General features: G+C 68.2%; 19 protein-coding genes. 6 read left to right on the forward strand and 13 right to left on the reverse strand.

Annotated features, from left to right (window positions below):
* Genes ACO2TI_RS01910 through ACO2TI_RS01925 form a run of 4 tightly spaced genes read left to right on the forward strand, consistent with a single transcriptional unit; the run spans position 1 to position 3,980 of the window.
* Positions 1-678, forward strand: a complete 678-nt coding sequence (locus ACO2TI_RS01910; protein ID WP_423281737.1) for a PspA/IM30 family protein — start codon at positions 1-3, stop codon at positions 676-678.
* A complete protein-coding gene (locus ACO2TI_RS01915; RefSeq protein ID WP_423281739.1) occupies positions 675-1,301 on the forward strand; it encodes a YqiJ family protein in 627 nt (208 codons plus the stop codon). Before ACO2TI_RS01910 ends, ACO2TI_RS01915 begins: the two co-directional genes overlap by 4 nt.
* A gap of 52 nt (positions 1,302-1,353) precedes the next feature.
* Positions 1,354-3,036 carry a flotillin family protein gene (locus ACO2TI_RS01920; protein WP_423281740.1) on the forward strand — a complete coding sequence of 561 codons (1,683 nt, stop codon included), beginning with the start codon at positions 1,354-1,356 and terminating at the stop codon, positions 3,034-3,036.
* Between the two features lie 20 nt (positions 3,037-3,056).
* A complete protein-coding gene (locus ACO2TI_RS01925; protein WP_423281742.1) occupies positions 3,057-3,980 on the forward strand; it encodes an aminotransferase class IV in 924 nt (307 codons plus the stop codon).
* A 30-nt stretch (positions 3,981-4,010) separates the two neighbouring features.
* On the opposite strand, the gene ACO2TI_RS01930 is transcribed toward ACO2TI_RS01925, so the two are convergent.
* The 10 genes from ACO2TI_RS01930 to ACO2TI_RS01975 form a co-directional block, all read right to left on the reverse strand.
* Positions 4,011-5,213 carry an MFS transporter gene (locus ACO2TI_RS01930; protein WP_423281743.1) on the reverse strand — a complete coding sequence of 401 codons (1,203 nt, stop codon included), beginning with the start codon at positions 5,211-5,213 and terminating at the stop codon, positions 4,011-4,013.
* 31 nt (positions 5,214-5,244) lie between these two features.
* Positions 5,245-6,735 (reverse strand): ribonuclease G, encoded by a 1,491-nt coding sequence (rng, locus tag ACO2TI_RS01935; protein WP_423281744.1) that lies wholly within the window; start codon positions 6,733-6,735, stop codon positions 5,245-5,247.
* 131 nt (positions 6,736-6,866) lie between these two features.
* Positions 6,867-7,505 (reverse strand): Maf family protein, encoded by a 639-nt coding sequence (locus ACO2TI_RS01940; RefSeq protein WP_423281745.1) that lies wholly within the window; start codon positions 7,503-7,505, stop codon positions 6,867-6,869.
* A 10-nt stretch (positions 7,506-7,515) separates the two neighbouring features.
* Positions 7,516-7,986 carry a 23S rRNA (pseudouridine(1915)-N(3))-methyltransferase RlmH gene (gene rlmH / locus ACO2TI_RS01945; RefSeq protein ID WP_423281746.1) on the reverse strand — a complete coding sequence of 157 codons (471 nt, stop codon included), beginning with the start codon at positions 7,984-7,986 and terminating at the stop codon, positions 7,516-7,518.
* Positions 7,983-8,585, reverse strand: coding sequence for a ribosome silencing factor (gene rsfS / locus ACO2TI_RS01950; RefSeq protein ID WP_423281747.1), 603 nt, complete (start codon positions 8,583-8,585; stop codon positions 7,983-7,985). Before rsfS ends, rlmH begins: the two co-directional genes overlap by 4 nt.
* A gap of 12 nt (positions 8,586-8,597) precedes the next feature.
* Positions 8,598-9,242, reverse strand: coding sequence for a nicotinate-nucleotide adenylyltransferase (gene nadD, locus ACO2TI_RS01955; protein WP_423281748.1), 645 nt, complete (start codon positions 9,240-9,242; stop codon positions 8,598-8,600).
* Positions 9,242-10,168, reverse strand: a complete 927-nt coding sequence (gene hemF / locus ACO2TI_RS01960) for an oxygen-dependent coproporphyrinogen oxidase (RefSeq protein ID WP_423281749.1) — start codon at positions 10,166-10,168, stop codon at positions 9,242-9,244. The genes nadD and hemF overlap by 1 nt, the downstream gene beginning before the upstream one ends.
* On the reverse strand, positions 10,165-10,773 hold the full coding sequence (locus ACO2TI_RS01965) for a 1-acyl-sn-glycerol-3-phosphate acyltransferase (RefSeq protein WP_423281750.1): 609 nt from the start codon (positions 10,771-10,773) through the stop codon (positions 10,165-10,167). Before ACO2TI_RS01965 ends, hemF begins: the two co-directional genes overlap by 4 nt.
* Before the next feature lie 7 nt (positions 10,774-10,780).
* Positions 10,781-12,073 (reverse strand): phosphoribosylamine--glycine ligase, encoded by a 1,293-nt coding sequence (gene purD, locus ACO2TI_RS01970; protein WP_423281751.1) that lies wholly within the window; start codon positions 12,071-12,073, stop codon positions 10,781-10,783.
* A gap of 39 nt (positions 12,074-12,112) precedes the next feature.
* Positions 12,113-12,832, reverse strand: coding sequence for a YebC/PmpR family DNA-binding transcriptional regulator (locus ACO2TI_RS01975; protein WP_423281752.1), 720 nt, complete (start codon positions 12,830-12,832; stop codon positions 12,113-12,115).
* A gap of 66 nt (positions 12,833-12,898) precedes the next feature.
* On the opposite strand from ACO2TI_RS01975, the gene ACO2TI_RS01980 reads away from it, so the two are divergent.
* Complete coding sequence (locus ACO2TI_RS01980; protein ID WP_423281753.1) at positions 12,899-14,455, forward strand: helicase HerA-like domain-containing protein; 1,557 nt, start codon at positions 12,899-12,901, stop codon at positions 14,453-14,455.
* A 138-nt stretch (positions 14,456-14,593) separates the two neighbouring features.
* A complete protein-coding gene (locus ACO2TI_RS01985; protein ID WP_423281754.1) occupies positions 14,594-14,986 on the forward strand; it encodes a DUF2306 domain-containing protein in 393 nt (130 codons plus the stop codon).
* 41 nt (positions 14,987-15,027) lie between these two features.
* On the opposite strand, the gene ACO2TI_RS01990 is transcribed toward ACO2TI_RS01985, so the two are convergent.
* From ACO2TI_RS01990 to ACO2TI_RS02000, 3 genes are read right to left on the reverse strand one after another with little or no spacing between them, the layout of a single operon-like run.
* Complete coding sequence (locus ACO2TI_RS01990; protein WP_423281755.1) at positions 15,028-15,696, reverse strand: 4'-phosphopantetheinyl transferase family protein; 669 nt, start codon at positions 15,694-15,696, stop codon at positions 15,028-15,030.
* Between the two features lie 12 nt (positions 15,697-15,708).
* Positions 15,709-16,146, reverse strand: coding sequence for an excinuclease ATPase subunit (locus ACO2TI_RS01995; protein ID WP_423281756.1), 438 nt, complete (start codon positions 16,144-16,146; stop codon positions 15,709-15,711).
* A 47-nt stretch (positions 16,147-16,193) separates the two neighbouring features.
* On the reverse strand, positions 16,194-16,619 hold the full coding sequence (locus ACO2TI_RS02000; RefSeq protein WP_423281757.1) for a hypothetical protein: 426 nt from the start codon (positions 16,617-16,619) through the stop codon (positions 16,194-16,196).
* Between the last annotated feature and the right edge of the window lies 1 nt (position 16,620).

Here is a 16,620-nt window from a genome sequence, read left to right on the forward strand (position 1 = left end):
ATGTCCGAACCCCTCAAGACCCGCGTTGGACGAGTCATCGCCGGCAGCATGCACGCGCTGCTCGACCACATCGAGGATCAGGCGCCCGAGGCCATGATGGAGCAGTCGATTCGCGAGGCAGACGCGGTGATCGACGAAGTGCGACACGAACTCGGTGTGGTCTCGGCCAATCGCCACCTCTCTCAACAAAGACACGCCAATCTGAACAGCCAGCATGCCAAGCTGGCAGATCAGATCGAAGAGGCATTGGCCGGCAGCCGCGAAGAGTTGGCACGCGCGGCCGTCGCACGGCAGCTTGACATCGAAGCCCAGCTTCCCGTGCTCGAAACAACACTTGCCGAGCTTGCTCGCCAGGAGGGCGAGCTCCAAGGCTACGTGGCCGCCCTACTCGCAAAGAAGCGGGAAATGCAGGACGCACTGACTGATTTCCGCGCCAGTAGAGCCGCTGCTGGCGGGACGGCGTCGGCGAAAGGCAATGTGCACGGCGGACATGTCGAGCAACGCATTGACAAGGTGACGAGCGCTTTCGATCGCATCTACCAGCGTCAGACCGGCCTTTCCGGCACGGCGCGCAGCAGCAGCTTGCAGCAGGCCGCGCAGCTCAAGGAACTCGACGACATGGTCCGCGAGAACAAGATCTCGCAGCGCATGGCAGAGCTGAAGGCGAACAAGGCATGAGCCTGTTCACCGCGCCGCAGAACCTGCCGTTCGGCATTGGCTTCGCACTGATCGTCGGCATTGCTCTCCTCGAAGGCCTAGGCATGCTGGTCTCGATGAGCCCCAGCAACCTCTTGGACGACCTGCTACCCGACGTCGACGCAGACTCGGGGCTCGATCGGGTGCTTGGCTGGCTGCATGTCGGCAAGGTACCTGCCCTGGTGCTGCTGCTGCTATTCCTGAGCGGCTACACGCTGTTCGGCTACAGCTTGCAGTTGGTGTCCAACGGATTGTTCGGTGGGTACATTCCTGCGGCGCTGGCGGGGGTGCTGGCCGTCCCGGCCGGAATGGCGACTGTTCGAGGCGTCGGCGCGCTCATCGCGCACATCGTCCCGCGCGATGAAACCAGCGCCGTCAGCGAACTAAGCCTTGTTGGCAGGACCGGCGTGATCGTGAGCGGCGGCGCCCGACGAGGTCTCGCTGCGCAGGCCAGGGTGAAGGACATCCATGGCCGCTCGCACTACCTGATGGTCGAGCCCGATCTGGACGACGAAGTATTCGAAGAAGGTACGCAGGTGCTCATCGTCAGAAAGATCGGAGCCTTCTATCGCTGCATCGTCAATCCGCATCCGACCTTGATGTAGGAACAGACCAGATTCGAACAATCTCGACGCTGGAAAAGGGAGAACACACCAAATGAGCAATCTGATCGAGCTACTGACCATCGCGGGCATCGCCCTTGTCGCGCTTCTGACCATCGGCATCATCTTCGCGCGGCTGTACAAGCGGTCCACGAAAGAGACAGCGTTTGTCCGCACCGGCCTGGGCGGGCAGAAGGTCATCATGGACGGCGGCGCAATCGTCCTGCCCGTCTTTCATGAGCGTGTTCTGGTGAACATGAACACGCTCAAGCTAGAGGTCGTTCGCCGCGAGCGGGAGAGCCTGATCACCAAGGACCGCATGCGCGTCGACGTCACGGCTGCCTTCTTCGTGCGGGTCAAGCAGACCGAAGAAGCCGTCAGCATTGCTGCCCAGACCCTGGGATCCCGGACGATGAGTCCTGACGAGCTCAAGGCGCTGGTCGAAGACAAGTTCGTCGACTCGTTGCGGGCGACTGCCGCGACGATGACGATCCAGGAGCTTCAGGACAAGCGTCGCGACTTCGTCCAGGCGGTACAGAACGCTGTGGCGGAAGATCTGGAAAAGAACGGCCTCGAGTTGGAATCGGTGTCACTCACCAGCCTGGACCAGACGGACAAGCAGTTCTTCAACCCGAACAATGCATTCGATGCCGAGGGCCTGACGCGGCTCACCGAGCAGACCGAGGCTCGCCGCAAGCAGCGCAATGATGTCGAACAAGACACCGAGGTTCAGGTTCGCACGAAGAACCTGGATGCCATTCGACAAAAGCTGACGATCGAGAAAGACCAGGAGTTCGCAACGCTGGCGCAAAAGCGCGAGATCGAGATTACGCGTGCGGAGCAGGTCGCACTGATTGCCTCTCAGCAGGCTGAGCGCAGCCGTGAGGCGGAAGCCGCCAAGATCGAAGCCGAGCGGCAGGTGAGCCAGAAGCGCATCGAGGCTGAACGTGAAATCAAGGCGGCCGAACTGGACAAGAACTTGGTAGTCCAGACGCGCGAGATCGAGCTCGAGCGCAAGACCGAAATGCAGCGCGCCGAACAACGCAAGCAGGTTGAGATTGCCAGGCAGGACACGCAGATCGCGATCGCCAACAAGTCGCGCGAGCAATCCGATGCCGATGCTGCGGCCAACTTGGCACGAGCGGAATCCGTCAAGGCCGAGGAGGCCGTGAACACGGCGCGCCAGGTCGCCGTGGCGGAACGCGAGAAGAACATTCAGCTTATCGAGGCTTCGAAGGAAGCGGAGCAGAACGCCATTGCCGTCAAGGTATCGGCTTTGGCGGAGAAGGAGGCCGCGCTGGACCGTGCCGAGGCCCTGACCATCGAAGCAAAAGCGCGGCAGGCCGCTGCGCTGGCCGAGGCCGAAGGCAAGCGCGCCATCAACGAGGCGCTGAACACGCTTTCGGCTGCGCAGATCGACCTGCAGGTTCGCACGCTGCTGCTGCAGCAGTTGCCGCAGATCCTTGAACAGGCGGTACGACCCATGGAGAAGATCGACTCGATTCGGATCTTTCAGGTCAACGGCATGCCCGGCGCGGCAAGTTCCGGAGTCGATGGTGCTGCCGGCGCTGGCGGTGCCACGTTTCCCGAGCAGGTCATGAATTCGGCGCTGCAGTACCAGCTTGCCAAGCCCATCGTCGATGCAGTGATGAAGGACGCCGGACTGTCCAATGAGGGGATCACAGGCATGGCGGGCTCCCTGTCGGGCATGCTGACCAAGCCCGAGTTGCCAAACTGAACCCATCGGCGTTTGATCGCATGGCCCCGCCCCTGCCGTCCACCCCCGCCCCGCACTCGTTCGACGGCGGCTGCGCCTTCGCCGATGGCGCCTACGTCCCGCTATCCGAAGCCAAGGTCTCGCTGTTCGACTGGGGCTTCACGCGCTCCGACGCCACCTACGACGTGGCCAGCACCTGGCAAGGCGCCTTCTTCCGGCTCGACGACCACATCGACCGCTTCTTCGCCAGCCTCGCGAAGATGCGCCTGGCGATCCCTCACAGCCGCGCCGAGCTGCGCGAGATCCTGCACGGCTGCGTGCGCGCCGCCGGCCTGCGCGACGCGTACGTCGCGATGGTCTGCACCCGCGGCGTGCCGCCGCGCGGCGCGCGCGATCCGCGCCTGGCCCAGAACCGCTTCTACGCCTACGCCCTGCCCTATGTGTGGATCGCCTCGCGCGAGAAGCAGCAGCAAGGCATCGATCTGCACGTCAGCGATCGCGTGCGCATCGCGCCGGAGTCGGTCGACCCGACGGTCAAGAACTACCACTGGATCGACCTCGTCCAGTCGATGTTCGACGCCTACGACCGCGGCCGCGACACGAGCTGCGTGGTCGACGCGCTGGGGCACATCGCCGAGGGCCCCGGCTTCAACGTCTTCATGGTCAAGGATGGCGTGGTGCGCACCGGCAATCGCGGCGTGCTCGAGGGCATCTCTCGCCGCACCGCGATCGAGCTGTGCGAACGCCTGGGCATCCCGCTGCAAGTCGGTCCACTGCCGGTGGCGGACTTCCGCGCCGCGGACGAGGTGTTCCTCACGTCCACCGGTGGCGGCATCCTGCCGGTCGCGCGGCTGGACGGTGTGGCGCTGCCGCGGTTCCCCGGCCCCGTCACCGTGCGGCTGCAAGACGCCTACTGGGCCGCTCACGACGAGCCGGCCTGGCGCGATCCAGTGAACTACGACTGAGTGGCCGACGCCCTGGGGCCGGATACGGCCTCAAGGGTCGCGCAGCACGTCACGCCGGCACGCGCGCCACAGGGCCAGGTCGTAGGCGATCTTCAGCAGGCCGCAAGCCACCATCGGTGCGGCCAGCCAGCCGGCAGCGAACAGTGCGCCGGCGAGGCTGGGGCTCAAGGCCGCCGCCAGGCTGCGCGGCACCGCGGTAAAGCTCGCCGCTGCGGTGCGTTCGGCCGGCGTGACCACCGCCATCACGTAGGCCGAGCGCGTCGGCACGTCCATCTGCGACAGCGCACTTCGCAGCGACAGCAGCACCAGCGCGGCCGGCAGGCTCGGCGCCAGCGCTGCGAGCACGAGGCACACGCTGGACGGCAGGTGGGTGAACACCATGGTGTTGAGCAAGCCGAAGCGCTGCGCCACGCGCGGCGCGGCGAACTGCGACGCCGCGCTCAGCAGGCCCGTCCAGAAGAAGAACGCACCGGCTTGCGCCAGCGACAGACCGAAACGCTGGAACAACCACAGCGACAGCAGCGAGTTCACCACCAGGCCGCCCGCGAACGCGTCGACCGCGAACAGCGCGGCCAGCCGCACGACGACGCGCCGCGACGGCCCCAGCGCAGCCGGCGGCGGCTCGCCTTCGATGACCACGGTGGGCAACCCACGGTAGAGCCACCACACCGCGACCGCGATCGCCGCGTGGAGGACGAACATCGCGCGCAGCGCATCCAACCACGCCACGCCCCACGCGCCGGCCAGCCACTGCGGCACGCCGGCGGCCAGCGCCCCGAGCGCGGCGCACAGCGCGCCGACCACGCTGTAGCGGGCGAACAGCGTCGTGCGTGCCGCGCCGCTCGCCGCCTGCGCAAGCCGCGCATGCTCGAGCGGCAGGAACACGCTGACGTCGCCCGAACTCGGGTTGAGCGTGCCGACAAAGGCCACCAGCAGCAGCGGCCAGAACGCGTCGAACGCGACGAAGCCCACGCCGGTACCGACCATCAGCCAGGCCGACGCCAACAGCAGCCGACGCGGCTCGAAGCGCGCGCCCCAGGCACCGATCGCCAGGGTCGCCAGCGCCGAGCCGAGCAGGGTCGCGGTGGCGAGGATGCCGACGTCGAACGTGTTGAAGCCGAGCGCAAGCAGGTAGGCCGGCAGCAGCACGGCCACGAAGCCATCGGCCAGCGCGCGCAGACCGCGCGCCGCCAGCACCCGCCAGGCCTGGGCGTTCGCGTCGCGGCGGCTCATCGGCGATGGCCTGCTCGACGCGTGCGCGGCACTACAGCAGCACGATGTCGTACTGCTCCGGCGTCATCGCCGGATCGGCCTGCAGCGAGATCGGTTTGCCGATGAAGTCCGACAGCCCGGCAAGGTGCTGGCTCTCTTCGTCGAGCAGCATCTCAACCACGGCCGCGTTCGCGACCACGCGGAACTCCTTCGGGTTGAACTGGCGCGCCTCGCGCAGCACCTCGCGCAGCACCTCGTGGCACACGGTGCGCGCGGTCTTGACCTGGCCGCGGCCCTGGCAGGTGGGACACGGCTCGCACATCATGTGTGCCAGCGACTCGCGCGTTCGCTTGCGCGTCATCTCCACGAGGCCGAGCTGCGTGAAGCCGCTGACGGTGATCTTCACGCGGTCGCGCGCGAGCTGCTTGCGCAGCTCGCCGAGCACGGCCTGCTGGTGCTCGTCGCGGGCCATGTCGATGAAGTCGATGATGATGATGCCGCCGAGGTTGCGCAGGCGCAGCTGGCGCGCGATCGCCTGCGCGGCCTCGAGGTTGGTCTTGAAGATCGTGTCGTCGAAGTTGCGAGCGCCGACGTAGCCGCCGGTGTTGACGTCGATCGTCGTCAGCGCCTCGGTCTGGTCGATGATCAGGTAGCCGCCGCTCTTGAGCTCGACCCGGCGCGCCAGCGCGCGCTCGACCTCCTGGTCGATGTTGAAGAGGTCGAAGATCGGCCGCTCGCCGCCGTAGTGCTCGAGCTTCGCCACCGCGGTCGGCGTGTACTGCGCACCAAAGGCCTTGAGCGCGTCGAAGGTCATGCGCGAGTCGATGCGCACGAGCTGGGTGCGGTCGGTCACCAGGTCGCGCAGCACGCGCTGCGCGAGATTGAGATCCTCGTGCAGCAGCGTTCCCGGCGCCGACTTGAACGCGCGCTCGCGCACCGCGGCCCAGGTCTTGCGCAGGTAGGCGATGTCCTCGGCCAGTTCCTCGTCGCTCGCCTCCTCGGCATTGGTGCGCAGGATGAAGCCGCCGGTCGCGCCGTTGCCGCCGTTGCCGCCCCCCTCGCCGCCCGCCATGCCGGCCAGCGTCTGCATGCGGCGGCGCAGCTGGTCGCGCAGCTCCGGCGAGCCGATCTTCTGGCTGATGCCGATGCGGTCGTCCTGAGGCAGGAACACCAGCAGCCGCCCGGCAATGCTGACCTGCGTGGACAGCCGCGCGCCCTTGGTGCCGATCGGATCCTTGATGACCTGGACCATCAGCGTCTGGCCTTCGAACACCTGCTTCTCGATCGGCAGCGCAACGTTGCCCGGGATGGCGCCGTCGTCGCGGTGCAGGTCCGCCACGTGCAGGAACGCGGCGCGCTCGAGCCCGATGTCGATGAACGCGCTTTGCATGCCCGGCAGCACGCGGGCGACCTTGCCGAGATAGATGTTGCCGACCCAGCCGCGCTCGAGCGTTCGTTCCAGATGAAGCTCCTGGACCGCGCCGTTCTCGACGATGGCCACCCGCGTCTCCTGCGGCGACCAGTTGATCAGGATGTCTTGCATTGCCGCATGGTACCTGTGGCCCCCACGCTCGCTGGCGCTCGCTGCCCCCCGTGGGGGCCCTTACGGTGGACCGGCGAAGCTGGAGCCACGCAAGCTCTCGGCTGGTCCTTTTCGTGCGGAACCGGCGCCAGCTAGAACCGCCAGCCAAGAGGCTTCAGCAGCTGCGCCGTTTCGTACAGCGGCAGCCCCATGATCCCGGAGTGGCTGCCCTCGATGTGCGCGATCCACGCCGCCGCCTGGCTCTGGATGGCGTAGGCGCCGGCCTTGCCCTGCGACTCGCCGCTGGCCACGTAGCGCACGATCTCGTCGGCATCGAGCTGGCGAAAGCTCACCAGCGACACCTGCACCGTCGCATGCGGGGCAAAGGCCGGATGCGGCGCCTCGAGCACCGCCACCGCGGTGATCACGCGGTGCGTGCGACCCGAGAGCTTCTGCAGCATGGCCGCGGCGTCGGCGTCGTCGTGCGGCTTGCCGAGGATCTCGTCCTCGCCGTCGGCACCTTCGAGCGCGACCGTGGTGTCGGCCGCCAGGATCGGCGCCGGCGGCAAGCTGCGCGAGAGCAGCCGTGCGCGCGCAGCACCGAGCTTGGCCAGCGTCACGCGCTCGCAATAGGCCAGCGCCGCCTCGCCCGGCAGCACCGCTTCCAGCGCCTCGGCATCCTCGTCGTCGCCGGGCAGCAGCAGTTCGTGGCGCACGCCGATCTGCGTCAGCAGCTGGCGGCGCCTTGCGCTCTGCGAGGCGAGATAGAGGAACTCGGGGCCGGTCGTCATGCGCGCGGATTCATTCGCGGTGGTAGGGATGGCCGGCGGAAAGCGACCAGCCGCGGTACAGCGCCTCGACGAGCAGCACGCGGGCCAGCGCGTGCGGCAGCGTCAGGTCCGACAGCCGCAGCGTCTCGTCGGCGCCGGCCTTGAAGGCCGGATCCAGGCCGTCGGGTCCGCCGATCACCAGCGCAACATCGCGGCCGTCGCGCTGCCATGCGGTCAGGCGTTCGGCAAGCTGGGCCGTCGTCACCCGCGTGCCGCGCTCGTCGAGCACGACGCGGCGTGCGCCCTTGGGACAGGCGGCCTCGATGCGCTGAGCCTCGGCGGCCATCAGCGCCTCGACGGGCTTGCCGAGCGTGCGCGGCTCGGCCTTGGGCGTCTTGAGCTCGGCGCGCCACTCGGGCGGCAGGCGCTTCCAGTAGTCGTCGAAGGCCGTCTCGGCCCAGGCAGGCAGGCGCTGGCCGATCGCGACCAGCGTGAGCCTCATGCGCCGCGCTTCTTGGCAGCTGGTGCCGCCTTGCGCGCCGGCGCCTTCTTGGCCGGCGCGGCCGGCTTCTTCGCGGCGGCGACGGTCTTCTTTGCCGCCGGCTTCTTGGCGGCGGGCGTCTTGGCCGCGGCGCCCTTAGCGGCCGCCTTCTTGGCCGGCGCCTTCCTGGCCGGGGCCTTCTTTGCGGCGGCCTTCTTCGGCGCCGGCTCGTCGTCCATCGGTTCGGACGCCTTGACCAGGCGCACCTCGCCGTCGCCGGCGAGCTTGAGCTTCACCGGCTTGCCGCCCCAGATCTCTTCGAGGTGGTAGTACTGGCGTATCGCCGGCTGCATGATGTGCGCGACCGCGGCGCCGCAGTCGACGATGATCCACTCGCCGTTGTCCTCGCCCTCGGTGCGCATCACGCTCATGCCGCTGGCCTTGACGGCGTCGCGCACGCTCGAGGCGAGCGCCTTGGTCTGGCGGTTGCTGGTGCCCGACGCGATGATGACCCGCTCGAACAGCGGTGACAGATGCTCGGTGTTGAACACCTGGATGTCGTGGGCCTTGACGTCCTCGAGGCCGTCGACGATGGCGCGTTGCAGTTTGCGGATATCCATGCGCTTGGGGAGTCAGGCCGCGGGCGAAGCGGCGCGGTACAGGTGGTGACGGTCAATATAGCGTGCGACCACCGTGGGCACCATGGCGGGGACCAGCGATTCGGCCGTGCCGCCGCCGGCAATGTGCTCGCGGATGCGCGAGGCGGAGACGTCCATCGGTGGCATGGACAGCGGCTCGACACGGTGCCAGGTGCCGCGCAAGGCGCTCGGCGTCGATGCCGGCTGGCCGTCGCGGCCGGCCACGGCCAACGTGACGCGCGAGACCAGCTCGCGCCATTCGTGCCAGGTGGGCAGGCGGGCGTACTGGTCCTGGCCGATGATCAGGTACAGCGCTGCGCCGCGGTGCTCGGCCTGGAGCTCGCGCACGGTGTCGATGGTGTAGCTGGGGCCGCTTCGCTGCAGTTCGCGGCGGTCGAGCGAGAAGCCGGCATGGCCGGTGATGGCGGCGCGCACCATCGCGGCGCGATGCTCGCCCTCGGTCATCGACCGGTCGGCCTTCTGCCACGGCTGGCCGGCCGGGATCCACAGCACGCCGTCGAGGTTGAGCTGATCCTTGGCGGTGCGCGCGAGCACCAGGTGGCCCATGTGCGGCGGATCGAAGGTGCCGCCGAAGACGCCGATGCGCCTGAGCGGGCTGGACGGACTGGCAGTGGCCATCAGCTGCCCTCGCCGAGCCAGTCGCGCGGGCGCAGGAAGTCGCTCGCCAGGCGCGCCTCGGCCGAGCCGGGCGCGGGTTGCCAGTCGTAGCGCCATTTCACGATCGGCGGCAGCGACATCAGGATGCTCTCGGTGCGCCCGCCGGACTGCAGGCCGAACAGCGTGCCGCGGTCCCACACCAGGTTGAACTCGACGTAGCGGCCCCGCCGCCAGGCCTGGAAGTCGCGCTCGCGCTCGCCGTAGGGCGTGTCGCGGCGGCGCTGCAGAATCGGCCGCCAGGCCCCGAGGAAGGCGTCGCCGACGGCCCGCGTCATCGCGAAGGCGTTGTCGAAGCCGCCTTCGGCGAAGTCGTCGAAGAACACCCCGCCGATGCCGCGCGGCTCGTTGCGGTGCTTGAGGAAGAAGTACTCGTCGCACCAGCGCTTGAAGCGCGGGTACTTGTCGGCGCCGAACGGCGCCAATGCGTCGGCGCAACAACGGTGGAAGTGCCGCGCGTCCTCTTCGAAGCCGTAGTAGGGCGTGAGGTCCATGCCGCCGCCGAACCAGGTGACCGGTGCGCCGTTGGGGGGAAAGGCCGCGAGCATGCGCACGTTCATGTGCACCGTCGGGACATAGGGGTTGCGCGGATGGAACACGAGCGAAACGCCCATCGCCTCGAAGCGCGCGCCGGCCAGCTCCGGCCGATGCTGGCTGGCCGACGGCGGCAGGCTCGGCCCGCTGACGTGCGAGAAGCCGACGCCGGCGCGCTCGAGCACGGCGCCGTCTTCGAGCAGGCGCGTGATGCCCTCGCCTTGCAGGCGCTCGCCGGGCGGCTTGCGCCAGGCGTCGCGGATGAAACGACCGCCGTCCTCGGCTTCCATCGCCTCGACGATGCCCTGCTGCAGCTCGAGCAGCCAGCGGCGCACGGCCGCGGTGTCGACAGTCATGAACCTTCCCTGAATTCGATCGGACCGGCCAGTTCGGCCCGCCTGCCGCGCACGCCGGCGAAGGCAGCGGCAATCGCCGCCTGGTCCGCAACGATATCGCCGCTCAGGGCCAAAAACCTGTCGAAAGCCACTTCGCGCGCACCCCAGTCGAGGCGGGCGATGCCCAGCGGCACGCCGGCTTTCAGGGCCAGGTGGTAGAAGCCGCTGCGCCACTGCGGGCGCCAGGCGCGCGTGCCCTCGGGCGTGACGGCCAGCCACAGCAGTTCGTCGCGCTCGCGCGCCTGCGCAAAGCGCTCGGCCATCTGCCCGACCACGCCGCTGGGCGCGTTGCGCACCACCGGCACGCCGCCGACCCAGCGCATCCAGCGGCCGAACAGCGGCCACCGGAACAGGCTGTCCTTGGCCCAGTACCTCAGCTCGATGCCGATCGCCCACTTGGCGAGCAGGCCGATCGGGAAGTCCCAGTTGGAGGTGTGCGGATAGACGACGATCACGCCCTGCCTGCTCGGCAGGCCATGAAAGCGCACGCGCCAGCCGAGCGCGCGCAGCAGCCCGCGGGCCGCGGCACTGCCCTCGAACGTGACCGGCAATGACTCGTTTCGCAAGCGTCGCTCAGCGCTTGATGGCCCGGTAGCCGATGTCGCGGCGGAACTGCATGCCCTCGAACGAAATCGGCGCGAGCACCTCGTAGGCACGCTGCTGCGCGGTGCGAACCGACTCGCCCAAAGCGGTGACGCACAGCACGCGTCCGCCCGAGACGACCACTGCGCCGTCGTGCGACGCGGTGCCGGCGTGGAACACCATCGCGTCGTCGGCGCTTTGCTGGCCGTTGGCCGGCAGGCCGCTGATCACCGCGCCCTTGCGCGGATCGAGCGGATAGCCGCTGGCCGCCATCACGACGCCCAGCGCGACGCGGCGGTCCCACTGCAGCTCGACCTGGTCGAGCGTGCCGTCGGCGGCGTGCGTCATGACCTCGAGCAGGTCGCTCTTGAGACGCATCATGATCGGCTGCGTCTCCGGGTCGCCCATGCGGCAGTTGAACTCCAGCGTCTTGGGGTTACCGTCGGCGTCGATCATCAGACCGGCATAGAGGAAGCCGGTGTAGGGGATGCCGTCCTTGGCCATGCCTTCGAGCGTGGGCAGGATGATCTCGTGCATCGCCTTGGCGTGGATGTTCGGCGTGACCACCGGCGCCGGCGAATATGCGCCCATGCCGCCGGTGTTGGGGCCGGTATCGCCGTCGCCCAGGCGCTTGTGGTCCTGGCTGGTCGCCAGCGGCACGACGTTCTTGCCGTCGGCCAGCACGATGAAGCTGGCTTCCTCGCCCTGCAGGAACTCCTCGATCACCACGCGCGCGCCGCCGGCGTTGTGGCTCACGCCGAGCTTGTTGTCCAGCAGCATGAAGTCGATCGCCTCGTGCGCCTCGGCCAGCGTGGTCGCGACCACGACGCCCTTGCCAGCCGCCAGGCCGTCGGCCTTGATGACGATGGGCGCGCCGAGCTTGTCGACATAGGCATGCGCGGCGTCGGCGTCGGTGAAGGTGTCGTAGGCCGCGGTGGGAATGCCGTGGCGGCGCATGAAGTCCTTGGCGAAGGCCTTGGAGCTTTCGAGCTGCGCTGCGGCGCGCGTCGGGCCGAAGATGCGCAGGCCGCGCGCGCGGAACTCGTCGACCACGCCTGCCGCGAGGGGCGCCTCGGGGCCGACGACCGTGAGGCCGATCTTCTCGGCCTGGGCATAGTCGGCCAGCGCCTTCACCTCGGTGATCGGCACGTTCTCGAGCCGCAGGTCGAGCGCGGTGCCGCCGTTGCCGGGCGCGACGTAGACCATCTGCACCTTGGGCGACTGCGCCAGCTTCCAGGCCAGCGCATGCTCGCGGCCGCCGCCGCCGATCACGAGGACTTTCATTCGAGGGACTTCAGCAAGAGGTTCGCCGCGGGGGGGCGTTCAGAGCTCGGCGTTGTGGTAGACGGCCTGGGTGTCGTCGAGGTCCTCGAGCACGTCGAGGAGCTTTTGCATGCGCTGGGCGTCCTCGCCCTCGAGCGCGATCGTGTTCTCGGCGCGCATCGTCACCTCGGCGAGCTCGGGGGCGAGGCCGGCGGCCTCGAGTGCGGCCTTCACGGCCTCGAAGTCGGCCGGCGCGCACAGCACCTCGACGGCGCCATCGTCATCGGTGACGACGTCCTCGGCGCCGGCTTCCAGGGCGACTTCCATCACCTTGTCCTCGCTGGTGCCGGGCGCGAACACGAACTGGCCGCAGTGCTTGAACTGGAACGCCACCGAGCCCTCGGTGCCGAGGTTGCCGCCGTACTTGCTGAACGCGTGGCGGACTTCGGCCACGGTGCGCACGCGGTTGTCGGTCATGGTGTCGACGATCACCGCCGCGCCGCCGATGCCGTAGCCCTCGTAGCGGATTTCCTCGTAGCTCACGCCCTCGAGGTTGCCGGTGGCCTTGTCGACGTTCTTCTTGATCGTGTCGGCCGGCATGTTGGCGGCCTTGGCCTTCTCGATCGCCAGCCGCAGGCGCGGGTTCATCGCCACGTCGCCGCCGCCGTTGCGGGCAGCGACCGTGATCTCACGGATGATGCGCGTCCAGATCTTGCCGCGCTTTTCGTCCTGGCGGCCCTTGCGATGCTGGATGTTGGCCCACTTGGAATGTCCGGCCATGTTCTTTGTTGGAGTGAGCTTAGGATTGCCCGCATTCTACCGACCGCCCCCTGAACAGAGGACCCCATGGCCGACCCGATCCTGCTTGCCAAACACGGCGACATCGAATGCGCGCTGCTGCCGCAGCTGGCCAACCGTCACGGCCTGATCACGGGCGCCACCGGCACCGGCAAGACGATCACGCTGCAAAAGCTGGCCGAGAGCTTCAGCCGCATCGGCGTGCCGGTCTTCCTGGCCGACGTGAAGGGCGACCTGACCGGCATTGCCAAGGCCGGCTCGCTGTCGCCCAAGATCGCCAAGATCCTGGAGGAGCGCGGCCTGCCCAAGCCCGAGCCAGTGACCTGCCCTGCCACCTTGTGGGACGTGTTCGGCGAGCAAGGCCACCCGGTGCGCGCCACCGTCTCGGACATGGGCCCGCTGCTGCTGGGCCGCATGCTCGCGCTCAACGAGACCCAGCAAGGCGTGCTGAGCCTGGTGTTCAAGATCGCCGACGACGCCGGCATGGCGCTGCTGGACCTCAAGGACCTGCGCGCGATGCTGCAGTACGTGGGCGACAACGCGGGCCAGTTCACCACCGAGTACGGCAACGTCAGTGCGGCCTCCGTCGGCGCGATCCAGCGCGGCCTGCTGCAGATCGAGGAGCAAGGCGGCGACCGGTTTTTCGGCGAGCCGATGCTCGACATCGGCGACTTCTTGCAGACCGCCGACGGCAAGGGCGTGATCAACATCCTCACCGCCGACAAGCTGCTCAACGCGCCGCGCCTGTACGCCACCTTCTTGCTGTGGATGTTGTCGGAGCTGTTCGAGCTGCTGCCCGAGATCGGCGACCCCGACAAGCCCAAGCTGGTGTTCTTCTTCGACGAGGCGCACCTGCTGTTCAAGGACGCGCCCACCGCGCTTGTCGAGCGCATCGAGCTGGTCGTGCGCCTCGTGCGCTCCAAGGGCGTGGGCGTCTATTTCGTGACGCAGAACCCGCTCGACGTGCCCGACAGCGTGCTCGGCCAGCTCGGCAACCGCGTGCAGCACGCGCTGCGCGCCTTCACGCCGCGCGACCAGAAGGCGGTCAAGTCGGCCGCCGAGACCATGCGCGCCAACAAGGACCTCGATGTCGCCACCGCGATCACCGAACTGGGCGTCGGCGAGGCGCTGGTCAGCCTGCTCGACGAAAAGGGCCGCCCCGGCATCACGCAGCGCGTGTTCGTGATCCCGCCGGGCAGCCAGATCGGCCCCATCACGCCCGACGAACGCAAGGCGCTGATCGCCGGCTCGCTGGTGGCCGGCGTGTACGAGAAGCATGTCGACCGCGAGAGCGCCTACGAGAAGCTCAAGGGACGCGCCGCGACCTCGGCCGACACCGCGCAGGACATGCAGGCCGAAGCCGAGGCGGCGGTCAAGGCCGGACGCGGCAAGGCCGTGCCGCCCCCCACGCCCGACGCCGGCGGCGGCGTGCTCGGCGGGCTGGGCGACATCCTGTTCGGCTCCACCGGCCCGCGCGGCGGCAAGCGCGAGGGCGCGCTGGACGCGGCGGCCAAGTCGGCCGCGCGCTCGATCGGCTCGGCGGTGGGGCGCGAGATCATCCGCGGGGTGCTGGGCTCGCTGCTGGGGGGTGGGCGCAGGCGCTGAGACTCTCAGGCATCGTTTCGCGGCAGGCACGCATCGTTTCGCGACGCCGGCGCGCGCTTCATCGCAACGACATCGCGTCGGATCAAGGCGGCGCCGAAGATCTTCTCCATCGCGTTCCACCGCCTGGAGTCGATCAACATGACACCGACCGTCGCCATCCACCTGAGCGCCATGGCCGCCGCCACCGTGCTCGGCCCGATCGCATTGTGGGTTCGCAAGGGCACCCGGTCGCATCGGGCCGCGGGCTATGCCTGGGTCACGTTGATGCTGGTTGCCGCCACGTCCAGCCTGTTCATCCGGCATCCCGGCAGCGGCTGGCATGGCTTCTCGTGGATCCACCTCTTGTCGGTAGCCACCTTCCTGCTGCTGGGGCGCAGCATCTGGAGCGTGGCGCACGGGCGCATCCGCGAGCACCGTCGCACGATGCAGGGCCTGTACATCGGCGGATCGCTGGTGGCCGGCGCGTTTGCGCTGTCACCCGATCGAATGCTGGGGGCGCTGCTGTGGGGCGAGCTGCTGGGGTGGGTTTGACACGATCACCTGGGCCGTGAATGGGCCTGCCGGGCCCACACCTATCCACGCGAACGGCTTCTGGGATGCGCCCCGATCAACTGCCAGTGCGCGACGGTTTCCCGGCACCAGGACAACGTGCTTTCGACGCTCAGGTCCCCGACACCGTCGGCCGCCACGGCAAGGTAGAGCAGCGGCGACCGTCCATCGAGTTCGAGCGACGCGGTTTGCGCATTGGCATGCTGGGGATCTATAGGCTGCGCCCCGAGCGCGCGCATGCGCGCCAGGTCCAGCCCCATGCCCCAGCGCTTCATGACCGCCTCCTTGAGCGTCCAGGTCGTATAGAAGTCTGCGCTGCCGCCCGAGAGCGAACCGATGGATTCGGCAAGGCGCGAGAGATCGCGACCGGGTCGCGGCACTTCGATATCGACGCCCACGGGCCTGTCGGCCACTGCCGCAGCGACCCACTCGCCGCTGTGACTGATCGAGACCCACAGGCCCGGCGTCGCGACGCGCAAGGCCCCGCCCGGTTCCACTGCGATCGCCCCCTCACCGGCTCCGACCTGAGCCGACAGCATCTGACGCAGCAACTGCCGGCCGGCAAGAAACTGGCGGCGACGGCGGACGGACGCGAAGCGGCTCCAGCGGGCGTACTCATCGACCGAGAGCGCGGCGTGCGGATCTATCGCTTCGACGCAGGCGCCGACGCGATCGACGCGCAGCAGCAGCACAGGCGCCGTCCCTCAGGGCGCGACAACGGCGTAGCTGCCCTTGAGCGTCACGCCGATGATCACGGCGCCGGCGTGGCACTCGAAATCGGTCGGACTGGAGACCGTGTCCTTCTTGTAGTAGCTGACGATGTCGACGACCGCGTTCGCGCCGAGGCGCTTGGCTTTGTCCTGGAAGGCCATGAGCGCGGACAGCGCGGCCCACTTGCAGCCAAACCGATCGTCCTTGCCGACGCCGTTGGTCTTCTTGTTGGAGACATCTTCGCCGCGCCGTTCTTTGATGACCGGCGTCTTCTGGCCGGCAAGAAAGAACTTCACCGAGCCGTCGAGCTTCTCCTTGGCCTCAGGCATCTCGAGCACCTCGGACAGCGGGATCCGGTATTCGGTATCGCGCGCGAATGCGGACAGGCTGAGCGATCCCAGCAGGGCTGCGGCAATGACAAGCTTCTTCATTTCATTCTCCCGTGGTCGTTGTCGTTGATGGGTGCCGTTCGCGACGCTTACCGCGGCGCCGATGCGCCGTAGGCTTGGCCGATGGTCTTGATCAGGTTGGCGATCCAGCGGTTGTAGTTTGGGTGAATCTGCTCGCCCGCCGCATCTTTCTCGTAGTTCATGTTCATGCTGGACACGTACTTGAGTTGGTAGCCCTGCGCGTCGTACAGACAGTCGATCGTGACCTCGTGCTTGCCCTGCTTGTTGTAGGACAGGCGCAGGCGACCAGCTTCGTCCTCTCGAACTACCCAACCCAGGCCGCTGGAACCTGTGATGACAGCGGCCTTCACGCGTTCGGCGGTGGCAGCGCCGTCAGGTGCGACCAGCATCGTGCGCGGCGGCTCGACCAGCGCAGACTGGCGCGCATGCGCCGCGCCGGCCAGGCTCAGGGCGACCAGCAGCGACGCGGCGGCGCAGCGGACAGGAAGACTCATC

Source organism: Caldimonas sp. KR1-144 (assembly GCF_049446155.1).
Taxonomy (GTDB): domain Bacteria; phylum Pseudomonadota; class Gammaproteobacteria; order Burkholderiales; family Burkholderiaceae_C; genus Rivibacter.